This window comes from Tistrella mobilis (assembly GCF_039634785.1).
GTDB classification, from domain to species: domain Bacteria; phylum Pseudomonadota; class Alphaproteobacteria; order Tistrellales; family Tistrellaceae; genus Tistrella; species Tistrella mobilis.
In genome coordinates, this window is sequence record NZ_JBBIAB010000003.1 from 41,121 (window position 1) to 54,024 (window position 12,904).

The following is a 12,904-nucleotide window of genomic DNA, read 5'->3' on the forward strand; positions in this document are numbered from 1 at the left end:
TCTTCCCGGTATATGGCGCAGCCCTTGACGGTTCAAGAACCTCACCCGACTTTACCGGTCAGTCTGCCCCGCCGCGCGCGCCCCGAAGGCCTCCCTCCCCATGCCCCAGCCCATCCCGCATGGCCCGCACGCCGCCGGCCGGCAGCGCCTGCTGCCGATGCTGCTGGCGCTGCTCGCCCTGTTGTGGACGGCGGGCGCGGTGGCGGGTGCGGTGCCGCAGCTGCCGGCCGCGCGGGATGCCGCCGGCCAGCCGCGCACTGTCGGGACCGCCACCGGGCCCGGCACGCCCTTCATCCTGCCGCGCGATGCAGGGCCGGTGCTTCTGGCCGATCACGGCCGCCAGCCCATGGGCCTGCCCGCCGCGGGCGGATCGGCCCTTCCCCCGCCGGCCGTCCCCATCCCCGGCCGCCGCCTCGCCCCGCAGCACCTGCGCCGTGCGGCAGAACCGCAGGATCGGATACGGCGCCGCCGCTTCTCCCGCCCCGCCGTCCGCGCCCCGCCCGCCGGCCGGGGCCGCATCGCCGCCGCCTGACCGGCCGCCGCGGCCCGCATGTCACCGACCTCTCCAAGCCATTGAAACCTCCCGTCCCTCCGGATCCGGGGATGGCGGCGCAGATCTGTGCCGCGACCCGGGTGCGGCGGCACGGGCCCCCTATGGAGACCGGTTAGATGCGCCTGTCGCGCTGGCTGATCCTGACCTATGCGCTGATCATTCTGGTGGGGCTGTCCGCCGCCCTGCCCAACCTGCTCACCCCCGGCCAGAGGGCGGCACTGCCCGGCTGGCTGCCGTCGAAACCCGTCACCCTCGGCCTCGATCTCCGCGGCGGGTCGCAGCTGGTGCTGGAGGTCGACGCCTCCGCCCTGCTCAACGATCCCAGGCTGACCGAGGCGGAGCGCGCCGAACGGCTGAATGCCGCCCTGACCCAGAGCCTCGAAATCGTCCGCACGCGCATCGACCAGATCGGCGTCGCCGAACCCTCGGTCCAGCGGGTCGGCGACGACCGGATCATGGTCCAGCTGCCCGGCGTGCAGGATCCGGCCCGGATCCGCACCCTGCTCGGCAGCACGGCGAAGCTCGGCTTCCATATGCTGGCCGATCCGCCGGCCCCCGGAGCCCGCCCGGCACCCGGCACCCTGCTGCTGCCCATGCAGGACGAACGCGACGGCAGCGGCGCGCCGCGAAAGCTGGCGGTTCAGGCACAGCCCGCGCTCGACGGCGACCGGCTGGCCGATGCCCATGCCGGCTTCGATCCACGCAGTGGCGAGCCGGTGGTCAATTTCCGCTTCGACGAGGCCGGCGCCCGGCGCTTCGCCGAGATCACGACGCAGAATGTCGGCCGCCCCTTCGCCATCGTGCTCGACGGTCGGATCCTGAGCGCCCCGGTGATCCGCGAGCCGATCACCGGCGGCGCGGGCCAGATCAGCGGCCGGTTCTCGGTGGCCGAGGCCGGCGTGCTTTCGGCCCTGCTCCGTGCCGGCGCCCTGCCGGCCCCGCTCAGGGTGATCGAGGAACGCAGCGTCGGCCCCGATCTGGGCGGAGACGCGATCCGTGCCGGCATCATTGCCGGCCTGGCCGGCTTCGCGCTGGTCTGCGGCTTCATGGTGGTGCTCTATCGCGGCTGGGGGATGATCGCGAACCTGGCCCTGCTGCTCAACGTCGCCCTCACCCTGGGCGCGCTCTCGGCGCTGGGTGCCACCCTCACTCTGCCAGGTATCGCCGGCATCATTCTGGGGCTGGGACTTGCGGTCGATGCCAATGTGCTGATCAACGAGCGCATCCGGGAAGAGACCCGCCGCGGCCGCGCGGCACGGGCCGCACTCGATGCCGGGTTCAAGCGGGCCTATGCGACCATCGTCGATTCCAACGTCACCAGCCTGATCGCCACCCTGCTGCTGTTCCAGTTCGGCAGCGGCCCGGTGCGCGGCTTCGCCGTCACCATGGCGCTCGGCATCCTGATCTCGATGTTCACCGCGGTCACCGTGGTCAGGATCGTCATGACCCGGATTCTGGAACGGCGCGGCGCGCTCCGCTCCTCCACGGCCAGGCTGGAGATCGAACCGCTGATCCGGCTGATGCCGAAAGGCGACACCCGGATCCGCTTCATGCGCGCCCGCTTTGCCGGCATTGCGGTCTCGGCCGCGCTGTCGCTCGCCTCGATCGGGCTGTTCGTCTCGCCCGGGCTCAATTACGGCGTCGACTTCAAGGGCGGCATCCAGATCGAGGCCGCAACCCATGCCGATCCGGGCCGCCTGCGCGACCGGCTGGACGGGCTGGGGTTGGGAGAGATCACCCTCCAGCAGACCGGCAGCGACGGTGTCCTGGTCCGGGTGGCGCGTCAGCCGGGCGATGATGCCGCACAGACCATCGCGGTCGAAAGGCTCAAGGCGGCGATCCGGGATGTCGACCCCGCCGCCGGCATCGAGCGGGTCGATGTGGTGGGGGCCAGGGTCAGCGGCGAACTTGCCACCGCCGGCGTGCTGGCGGTGGTGCTCGCCGGCCTCGCCATGATGGTCTACATCTGGTGGCGCTTCGAATGGCCCTTTGCGGTGGGGGCCATCGCGACGCTGGTGCTCGACATCACCAAGACGATCGGCTTCTTCGCCCTTACCGGCATCGACTTCAACCTGACCGCCATCGCCGCCCTGTTGACCCTGATCGGCTATTCGGTCAACGACAAGGTCGTGGTCTACGACCGGATGCGCGAGAACCTGCGCCTGCATCGCACGCTGTCGCTGCGCGAGATGATCGATCTTTCGATCAATCAGACACTGACCCGCAGCCTCTACACCTCGGCGACCGCCTTCCTCGCCATGCTGCCGCTGGCGATCTGGGGCGGCAGCGCGGTGGAGAGTTTCGCGGTCCCGATGGTGTTCGGCATCGTGGTCGCGGCCTCGTCCTCGGTGTTCATCGCCGCCCCCATCCTGCTGTTCCTGGGAGAGCCGATGCGCCGGCGCAGCCGGTCGGCCCTGACGGCGGAGGGGTCAGCGACCGCAACCACCGGGTGACAGGTCATCCCTCCTGAGGTATAGCGGTCGCATCCGGCCCGGATGCGGCCGCCCATGCCGACGACACCGAAGGAGGGGTTTCATGCAGCCCACCGCCTCGCGCTGGGTCCAGCCCGGCCAGGATCGCTGGCTCACCGGTCCCGCCGGCCGAAGCGCCGCGCCCTGGCGGCTGCTCTGCATCCCCCATGCCGGCGGCGGCGCCAGCGCCTTCCGCCCCTGGGAGGGGTTCACCGGCCCGGATGTCGAGCTTCTGGTCGCCCAGCTGCCGGGCCGCGAAAGCCGTTTTCCCGAACCGGCGCTCGACCGGGTGGCACCGGTGGTCGACGGGCTGGCCACCGCCCTCGGCCGTCTTGCACCCAAGCCGACCCTGATCTTCGGACACAGCATGGGTGCGATGATCGGCTATGAACTGGCCGCCCGGCTGGTGGGGGAGGCCTCGCCCCATGCGCCGCGCACGCTGATCGTCTCGGGCCGCACCGCCCCCGGCTCATCCAGCACGCTGGGCGATCTGCTCGGGCTGGACGATGCCGGCTTCGCGGATGCGCTTGCCGCCCGGTATGACGGCATCCCGGCCGCCCTGCTCGCCGATCGCGAATTGATGGCCGTGTTCCTGCCGACCCTCAGGGCCGATTTCCGGATGGTCGCGGAATATCGCCCGGATCCTGCCGCCTGCCCGCGCCTGCCCTGCCCGATCCTGGCGCTGGGCGGGGCCGACGACATCCATGCCGCCCCCGAACGGCTGGCCGCCTGGCAGGGTTTCACCACCGCCGGCTTCATGCGCGAGATCTTCCCGGGCGGGCATTTCTATCTGGCGGCCGATCCCGCCCGGGTGGTTGCGCGCGTGCTGGCCGCGCGCGGCATGGTCTGAGGCTCAGCCCCCCGCGCCCGCGACCCTGGCGCCGCCCACGGGCGGGGCGGTTTCAGGAACGACGCCATAGGGCCCGAACCCCGCCGGCCCATAGGGCGTGGTCACGGCACCCGTGCCGCCGCCGATGCCCAGCCACCGGCTCAGCTGTTCCAGGGTCACCGGCTCACCCGGCAGGAAGCCCTGGCGCACGGCGGTGGGCGCCGGCTGGGGCGAGGCAGGCTGCACCGGGGCCGCCGGCGCCGTCGGATGCTCGGGCGTGGTGGTTTCCGGCACCATGGCCCGGCCGACCGAGGCGGTGCCGGCAGGCGCGCCTTCGACGACCGCCTCGCTCTCGCCACTATCCATGCGCGGCCCTGATTTCGGCCCGCCGGCCGGCGCGGGCCGAGAGCCCGTCTGGTTGAGGGGCTCCGACCCCACCGGCCGGATCTCGGCCGTGCCCGCATCCACGTCGCCCAGGATGACCGGCTGGCCGGCACCGCCATCGGCAGCCTGGGGCCCGCCCGTAGCGCCGGACGTCGTCGCCGCGCGGGCGCCATTGCTGTCGATGCCACCCAGGATCAGCGGCATGCCGCCCGAATCCTTGTTGCCGATCACCACCACCTTGGCATTGGTCGACTGGGCCAGCTGCACCGAGGCATTGATGCCGAGCCAGGTGAGATAATCCGGAATCTCCGAGGCACCGACCCGGTCGAACAGCATGCGGATACCTTCACCTTCGATCCGCTTGCGTTCGGCTTCCTTCTGCTCGGTCGCCAGGCGGTAATCATATTCCAGCTGACGCTGATACTGCTCGACCTTGCGTTCGATCGCCTGGGCGACGCGCTCGGGCAGATGGATCGCCTTGATCAGCACGTCCTGCAGCTCGATCAGGTCGAAACCGGGCTGGCTGTAATAGTTGCCGCGCAGGAAATTCGCCTTCACGCCCTCGTAGATCTCGTTCTGCACGATGGTACGCAGGTTCGAGTAAAAATCCTCGGCGGTGTACTGCGAGATGCGCGCCCGGGCGACCGATCCGACCTCGGGAATGATGATCTTGTGCAGGTATTCCGGGCCGACATTCTTGTGCAGGATACCGACATACTGCTCGTTCACCCGGTAGCGGAACGAGATGGTGGTGGCGACCGTCAGGCCGTCTGCGGTGATCGCATCATAGGTCTGGGTCACGGTCTGGAAGCGGACGTCATAGATCTCCAGCCGGTCCCAGGGCCAGATCACCTGCAACCCTTCACCCGTCGGGCTGTCGACATCGGTCCCGCTGAAGCGGTGCCAGACGACGCCGGCATGACCGGCCGGCACGGTGATGAACATCGCCGGCCAGAACAGGATGATCAGCGCGCCGGCGATCAGCACCGACAGGGTCAGCGACCAGAGATGGCGGCGCAGCCAGCCGCCGATCCGGCCGAGAGGTCCGGGACGCTCCGGCTCGTCGGTCATGTCCATATCGGCGACCGTCATGCCGGATCCTCCCAATCTTCGCCTTCAGTACGGGCTTCGTCTTCAGTACGGGCGTCGCCGTTGTCGACGATCCTGACCACGCGCCCCTCCTCCATCGCCACCCGACGGTCGGCGACGTCGAAATAGCGGTCGTCATGGGTGATCGCGATCACCGTCTTGCCACGCGCCTTCAGCATCGGCAGCAGTTCCCGATAGAATTTGCGCCGGAACTGCGGGTCCTGATCGGCAGCCCATTCGTCGAGCACCAGCACCGGCCGGTCCTCGATCATCGACACCATCAGCGCCAGGCGCTTCCGCTGGCCGCTCGACAGGTCGATCGTATCGAACAGGTCGCCCTGAAGCGCCACCTTGCCGCCCATCTCCATCAGCTTCACCAGCGCCTCGAATTCGGCCGCATCCGGCGGCTCGATCCCGTAAAGGCGGCGGAACAGATGGTAGTCGGCATAGATCGCCGAGAACAGCGAACGATAGGTTTCGAACGAACCGCGGGTGACCGGTTTCCCATCCAGCCGGATCATGCCCCTGTCGGCATGATAGAGGCCGAGCAGCAGGCGGATCAGGGTCGACTTGCCCGAGCCGTTGCCGCCGGTCACGAAGATCAGCTCGCCGGCCCGGATGGTCAGATCCACCGGCCCCACCCCGAATGACACGCCGCCCACCGGCGCATAGGTGAAGGCCACCCCGTCCAGCCGGATCTCCTCGAACGAGGTCAGGGTCTGGGGCGGGGTCTCGGCCACCTCGGACGCGGCGGCGATCTCGCGCAGCACGCGGTCCATGCGCATCAGGTTCTCGGCGGCGGCATTGGCCATCGCCATCATCGGCACGGCCTGGATGACCATGCTGAGCGGGCCGACGATGAACAGGATCGCGGTGGCGGTGCGGACCACCGCCTCGGGCTCGGTATTGCCGAAGCTCGGCACCACGAAGACCACCACGCCCAGCAGCAGGAAGATCATCGTCTGGCCGAAAACGAATTCATTGCCCGACTTCACCTGCATGTCGGCCTTGGCATCGCGCGCCTCGGTGGACAGCCGTGCCATGTCGCGCAGCAGGGCATCGCGGCGCGAGGACGACAGCTTCACTTCCTTGAAGCCGTCGAGCACGTCGCGCATGCTCTCGAAAACCTGGTTTTCCTTCATCATCGCAGCCGGATACCGGTTGCGCAGATCGATCAGCCGCCGGACGACCAGAAACACCGCGATGGCGATGAAACCGGTGCTGAGCCAGAAGGCGGTGCGATCGGTGATGAAGATGTAGATCATCGCCAGCCCGACCAGGATCACCGACTGGGCGGCGATCACCAGCAGGTTGGCGGCCTGGGAAATCGTCTGGGTGTCGCGGATGACGCTGGCCAGGATATTGCCGCGCCCCACCTGTTCCAGGGGCAGCAGATCGGATCGCGAAACCGCGTCGATCAGGCTGCTACGCTGGCGATGGATGATCTCCTCCACCTCGGTGGCGGTGATCTGCATCATCCGGCGCTGGCTGAGCACATAGACCGCGACCACGATCGCAAACAGCGCCACCGTCCGCAGGTCGAGCGCATCGTCGTAGAGCCCGGCGGAATTGTTGATGATCGCCATCACCAGCGCGTTGCTGACACCGGCGAGCGCGGCGATGAACAGGAGGGTCGCCGGCTTCGCCGTCAGGTCGCGGCGAATAAGCTCGATCAGGGGCATCGTCACCGGGCGGAACTCGGTCTTGCTCGGGAAAATCCTGCCCGGGAGATGGCCCGGGGAAGCGGGTCGCGGTGCATCGGGTCAGGCCCCGTTCCGCGATACGGTCTTCCGGCGCTCAGCGCCGCCGCGCCTTGCGCGCGACCACCGGAGGAGCCGGCTCGCGCGGGCGGGTCGCATACAGCACCAGCAGCACCACGAAGGGGGTCAGCAGGATGGACAGCAGGAAGGAGACGACGAAGCCCGGTTTGCGGCCCGCGCCACAGAGGCCGACCATCACCGACATGACGACGTAGATGATGGGGAGCATGAGGCCGGCAATCGGCGGCATCGCGGTGATCCTCTCGGTGCGCAGGTCCAGAGACCGGGTTCGACGTGGTCAGGCGACGGGCGCCGCCCGCCCCGCGCCCCGCAGATGCGGTGACGGAAGCGGGCGGGCGACCTGTCGGATGGTCATCCGTTGAACGGCAGTCACGACGCCTTGGTGGCGGCGGGCTTGCCCTCGGCCTTCGCTGCGTCGGCCGCGGCCTTCGCCGCTTCGGTGGTCGACGGCGCATCGGCCTTGGCGGCCTCGAATTCGGCCTTGAAGTGCTCGCGCAGCTGATCCGGGTTGAAGTTCAGCAGCGTGCCGCCGGTCTCGAAGTGCTGGATGAACACCCGGCCGATGGCGTAGGTCACGGCATAGGAAACGGTGGGCGAAACCGCGAGACCGATGACGGTACCGACCACCGGCACCGCCTTCACCAGGCTGGCGACGCCACCGACCAGGCCGGCCGCGGCGGTGCCGGGGACGACGGTGTTGGCCAGCGAGCCGATGATCGCCTTGGCGCGGTTCTCGCTGAACGGCACGTCATAGAGCTTCGACAGCTCGTAGATCATCTTCACCTGCACGCCCGTGACCAGGGCCACGTCGAGCAGGGGGAAAGGCAGCAGGCCGGCGCCCGCGCCCCAGAGCGCGCAACGCTTGACCAGCGAACGCGCATCGTCGGCGCGCAGCTCAGGGGTGTACTCTTCGGCGGGAGCAGCCGTCACTTCGGCGGTGGACATCGATCGCATCCTCATCCAGGGGCCCGGACCAGTCTTGCCGGGATAGGCCAGTCTTGCCGGGATCGTTCGGTGGGTCGGAAGGGGGAAGGGACGACAGCCCGTCGTGGGGCAGTACCGTGGAGGGACAGTGCCGTGCGGGCAAGGTCACCCGTACCATACTGATGATCCACGCAGAGCGTGCCATTCTTCCTCTGAAACGCCAACGGAATTCCCGGAGACATCCGGTTCCGCAGGCGGTACGCCATCTGGCCGGCATCCCGTGGCGGGGTTTTCACACCCGGCGCGGTCATGATGCCGTCCGATCCTTCAATCTCTGCTGAAGCAGTGCATCGGGCGGTGGCGGTTCCACCAGCACCTTGCGCCGCTTCCGCGAAATCAGAGTATAAACCGCAGGTATGACGAACAGCGACACGAACGTACCAAAGGTCATGCCGCCGACGATCACCCAGCCCAGTTCGCGGCGCCCGCCGGCGCCGGCGCCGGTGGCGATGGCCAGCGGCACAGCGCCCAGCACGGTGGCGATCGTGGTCATGATGATCGGCCGGAGCCGGGTTTCGGCCGCCTCAATCACCGCCTCGGTCCGGTCGCGGCCGGCATCGCGCAGCTGATTGGCGAATTCGGTGATCAGGATGCCGTGCTTGGCGATCAGGCCGATCAGGGTCACGAAGCCGATGAAGCTGTAGATGTTCAGCCCGCCGCCGGTCTCGCTCAGGGTGAAGATCGCACCGGCCACCGCCAGCGGCGCGATGGCCAGCACGATCACCGGGTCGCGGAAGCTTTCGAACTGGGCGCTCAGCATGAAGAAGATGAACACCAGCGCCAGCAGCAGCACCAGACCGGCCGAGCCGCTTTCCTGCGAAGCCTTGGCGGCGTCGCCGGCCAGCACCGGCTTCATGCCCGGCTGCAGCACCTCGCCCATCAGCGGCATCAGCGCCTGGAAGGCTTCGGCCAGTTGATGACCGGGGGCGACCGCTGCCGTAAAGGTGGCCGAGCGCAGGCCGTCGGTGTGCTCCAGCGTGTCGGCGCCGACGGTGCGGCGCAGCTCCACGAAATCGCGCAGCGGCAGCGGATCGACGCTCTTGCCGCGGATTTCCAGCGTGTTGATCGTCTCCACCTGGCCCCGCCATTCGGGCGGCAGGTCGATGATCACCTTGTAGAGTTCGCCGCGGTTGGTGAAGGTGGAAACCGGGTTGCCGCCCAGCGCCGCCTGCAGCGTGTCGCCCAGCGCGGTTGCCGTCACCCCCTGCTCGCCCGCGCCGTCGCGGTCCAGCGTCACCTCCAGCTGCGGCCGGTCCAGCTCCAGGCTGGAGGCCGGGTCCGCGATCGACGGCAGCTCGCGGGCCTTCGTCACCAGCCGGTCCATGGTCCGGGCCAGATCGTCATAGCTGCCGGTGGTGGTGATCATCAGCTGGATCGGCCGCGAACTGCCGCCGCCACCCAGCGGGCTGACCTGCAGAACGTCGATCCGCAGGCCCTGGATCGCCGCCAGCAGCGGCTTCAGCGCATCACCGATTTCGGTGGCGCTGCGGCTGCGTTCCCCCCAGGGCTTCAGCAGCAGATAGGCATTGGCGGCGGACGGCTTGGGGCTGCCGAGCAGGGTGAGGACGCCGGTCGCCTCGGGCACGGTTTTCAGCACCGCCTCCACCCGGGCGATCTGATCCTGAAGATGATCGAGGGTCGAGGTGCCGCGCGCCTCGATATCGAACAGGATATAGCCCTGATCCTCGACCGGCGCGAAGGCGAAGTTCAGCCGGCTGGTCGCCGAGAAGCCGACATAGAGGGCGGCGATCACCCCCAGCAGCACCAGCCAGCGCCGGTGCAGCAGCCAGCCCAGCAGCCGGGCATAGCCGCGGGCCAGCGCCTCGGTCGCCCGTTCCACCCTGCGGGCATAGCCGTGTTCGGCCCGGGCACCGATCAGCCGCGCGCACATCATCGGCGACAGCGTGCGGGCGATGAAGCCCGAAATCAGCACGGCCCCCGCCAGAGTGAAGGCGAATTCCCGGAACAGCATGCCGATCTGGCCGCCGACCAGGCCGATGGGCGCGAAGACCGCCGCCAGGGTCAACGTGGTCGCGATCACCGCAAAGCCGATCTCGCGGCTGCCCAGGAAGGAGGCGGTGAAGGCATCCAGCCCGTCATCGACATGGCGCTGGACGTTTTCGATCTCGACGATCGCATCGTCGACCACCAGGCCGATCGCCAGCACCACCGCCATCAGGGTCAGGGTGTTGATGCTGAAATCCATCGCCGCCATCAGCCCCAGCGTGCCCAAGAGCGACAGCGGGATGGTGACCAGCGCGATGGCGCTGGAACGCAGCGAGCCCAGGAAGATGACCACCACACCCAGCACCAGGGCGACGGCGATCGCGATCGTCTCGAACACCTCGTGCACCGAGGCGTCGATATAGATCGTGCTGTCGAAGGCGATCTCGAGCCGGAAACCGCCGGGCAGGCCGGCCTGCAGGGCCGGCAGCTCGGCCTTCACCAGTTTCGCGATGTCGAGTGGATTGGCGGTGCTCTGCGGCACGATGCCGACGGCCACCACATCGCGGCCGTTGAAGCGGATGGCGTTGTCCAGGCTTTCCGGCCCCACCTCCGCCCGGCCCAGATCGGAAATGCGGACCAGATAGCCCGGCTCGGCACGCACCACCAGCCGGTCGAATTCGGCCGCGGTCGACAGCGCCCCTTCCACCACCACATCGGTGCGGTCGGTGCGGGTACGGATTTCGCCGCCGGGCACGTCGGCATTCTGGGCGACGATCGCCGCCCGGACATCGCCAATGGTGATGCCATAGGACGCAAGGCGGATCGGGTCGAGCACGATGCGGATGGCATAGCGCCGCTCGCCCAGCAGCGTCGCCTGGGCCACGCCGTCCAGCGCCGCGATCCGCGGCAGCAGCAGGCGGTTGGCGGTGTCGCTGATCTCCAGCGCATCATGGTTGTCGCTCGCCACCGTCAGGAACATGATCGGCTGGGCGTCGAGCGATTGCTGCGCCACCACCGGCGCCCGCGCCGCCTGGGGCAGCGTGTCGGTCAGCGGCGCCACCTTGTTGCGCACCTCGTTGGCGAGCAGCAGCCCGTCCAGCCCCAGGCGGAACTGGATCTGGACCAGCGACATGCCGGCGCGGCTTTGAGAGGTGATCTGCTGCACGCCCGAAATGCCCGAGACCGCCTGTTCGATCGGCGTGGTCAGCTGGCGTTCGACCTGTTCGGCCGCAGCCCCGGGATAGATGGTGGTGATGGTGACATAGGGGAAATCCATCGCCGGCAGCTGGCGGATGGACAGATGGTTGAGCGCGTAAAGCCCCAGCAGCGCCAGGATCAGGTTGATCACGATCGCGAAGACCGGCCGGCGGATGCAGAGGTCGGAGATCAGCATCAGCCGCCCCCGCCCGCCGGTACCGGATCGATCCGCATGCCGTCCTCGACCTTGAACTGGCCTTCCACGATCACCGGCGTACCGGCATCGAGCCCGGTCACGATCTCGACCGTGCCGCCATCGCCATCGGCACCGATGGTCACCGGGCGGCGGACGGCCTTGCCATTGTCGGCCACATAGACGTAGTCGCCCGAGAGCGACGACATCACCGCCGGCCGCGGCACCAGTACGGCGCCCTCGCGGCTGTCGAGCAGCAGATCGACATTGACGAACAGGCCCGGATGGATCGGCCGGCCGCCGATTTCGGCCTGGGTCAGCTCGGCGCGGAGCAGGATGCTGCGGCTGTCGGGTTCGATCGAGGGATCGACCAGCGTCACCCGCCCCTGGATGGGGTCGGGGCCCAGGCTCTGGGACGAGAGGGTGACCGGCAGGCCGGTCTTCAGCCGGGGCAGAAGTTTTTCCGACACCCGGAAGGTCACCCGCAGGCGGGAGCGGTCCTCGACCGTCAGCGCCTCTTCACCGGGAGAGAGAAAGCTGCCGACCTCGATCTTGCGGGTGCCGGCGACGCCGTCGATGGGTGCGCGCAGGGTGAGCAGGTCGAGCTGGGTCTGCTTCACCTCCAGCGCCGCCCGCGAGGCCGCGACCGCCGCCCGCGACTGGTCGATATCGGCGCGGGATTTGGTGCCCCGGCGGCCCAGTTCTTCGTCGCGCTTCAGGTTCTGGGCGTCCAGCGCCGCGGTCGCCCGGGCGCTTGCAAGCTCGGCCTCGGCCACGCGCTGGTCCAGCCGGACCAGGGGCTGGCCCTGCTTCACCGTCTCCCCCTCGCGGAACAGCACCGCGACCACATGGCCGCCGGATTGCGGCGACAGCACGATGCGCGCCACCGGTTCCACCGTGCCGAAGGTGATCAGGCGATCATAGGCCGTGCCGTGACCGGCCTTGGCCACGCCCACCTTCATCGCCGGCGCCGCCGGGGGCTGCTGGGGCGGCGTGGCGGCGGTTCCGGCCACGGCCGGCCCTTTCGTCGCCCCCGGCGCAGGCACGCCAGGCACGAGACCGGCCTGCCACGCCCAGCCGGCGGCGCCGGCCAAGCCTGCAACGATCACCAGCGTGATCCAGCCTCTCGCCCTCATCCCACTCCCCTGCTGCGGCGCAACACACCGCGAACGGTCACTGGTCCGGGATGGAGGGTGACACGACATGGCATCACCTGTCTACTGGACCGCAACCAAAAATCCACTTGCACGGGAATATCTCCCGGCCTACCAATGGGCGCAACTTCATGGGCACCGAAACTGTGGCGGAATGCACCGTGCCGGATCCCATGGTCATCGATAGCAGGATCTGCGGCTGCCTTCACCTCTGCGCCATCCGGCGATCAACAACCATCGACCGGAACACCCCCTCGCAGGTTGCCGCATCGCCAGAGCCGCGCCTATCATCGCTCGATCACCAGCGGAATGAAGACTGCCG

At 68.8% G+C, this 12,904-nt stretch carries 9 protein-coding genes; 3 read left to right on the forward strand and 6 right to left on the reverse strand.

The features are described 5' to 3' along the window. Window positions 1-100: 100 nt before the first annotated feature. The 3 genes from WI697_RS05160 (at window position 101) to WI697_RS05170 (ending at window position 3,874) form a co-directional block, all read left to right on the forward strand. Window positions 101-532 (forward strand): hypothetical protein, encoded by a 432-nt coding sequence (locus tag WI697_RS05160; protein ID WP_345957685.1) that lies wholly within the window; start codon window positions 101-103, stop codon window positions 530-532. Window positions 533-669: 137 nt separating this feature from the next. Then, window positions 670-3,006 carry a protein translocase subunit SecD gene (gene secD, locus WI697_RS05165; protein WP_345957686.1) on the forward strand — a complete coding sequence of 779 codons (2,337 nt, stop codon included), beginning with the start codon at window positions 670-672 and terminating at the stop codon, window positions 3,004-3,006. A gap of 82 nt (window positions 3,007-3,088) precedes the next feature. Beyond that, complete coding sequence (locus WI697_RS05170; protein ID WP_345957687.1) at window positions 3,089-3,874, forward strand: thioesterase II family protein; 786 nt, start codon at window positions 3,089-3,091, stop codon at window positions 3,872-3,874. A 3-nt stretch (window positions 3,875-3,877) separates the two neighbouring features. Here WI697_RS05170 and WI697_RS05175 read toward each other — a convergent pair whose 3' ends face one another. From WI697_RS05175 to WI697_RS05200, 6 genes are all read right to left on the reverse strand, one after another. Then, window positions 3,878-5,329 carry a prohibitin family protein gene (locus WI697_RS05175; RefSeq protein ID WP_345957688.1) on the reverse strand — a complete coding sequence of 484 codons (1,452 nt, stop codon included), beginning with the start codon at window positions 5,327-5,329 and terminating at the stop codon, window positions 3,878-3,880. Next, complete coding sequence (locus tag WI697_RS05180; RefSeq protein WP_345957875.1) at window positions 5,326-7,008, reverse strand: cyclic peptide export ABC transporter; 1,683 nt, start codon at window positions 7,006-7,008, stop codon at window positions 5,326-5,328. The genes WI697_RS05175 and WI697_RS05180 overlap by 4 nt, the downstream gene beginning before the upstream one ends. 115 nt (window positions 7,009-7,123) lie before the next feature. Continuing rightward, complete coding sequence (locus WI697_RS05185; RefSeq protein WP_062763033.1) at window positions 7,124-7,336, reverse strand: hypothetical protein; 213 nt, start codon at window positions 7,334-7,336, stop codon at window positions 7,124-7,126. A gap of 140 nt (window positions 7,337-7,476) precedes the next feature. Beyond that, window positions 7,477-8,052 (reverse strand): YcjF family protein, encoded by a 576-nt coding sequence (locus WI697_RS05190; RefSeq protein ID WP_062763031.1) that lies wholly within the window; start codon window positions 8,050-8,052, stop codon window positions 7,477-7,479. Between the two features lie 286 nt (window positions 8,053-8,338). After that, a complete protein-coding gene (locus WI697_RS05195) occupies window positions 8,339-11,431 on the reverse strand; it encodes an efflux RND transporter permease subunit (protein ID WP_345957689.1) in 3,093 nt (1,030 codons plus the stop codon). Next, entirely contained in the window at window positions 11,431-12,441 is a 1,011-nt protein-coding gene (locus tag WI697_RS05200) for an efflux RND transporter periplasmic adaptor subunit (RefSeq protein ID WP_345957690.1), read from the reverse strand. Before WI697_RS05200 ends, WI697_RS05195 begins: the two co-directional genes overlap by 1 nt. Window positions 12,442-12,904: the final 463 nt, after the last annotated feature.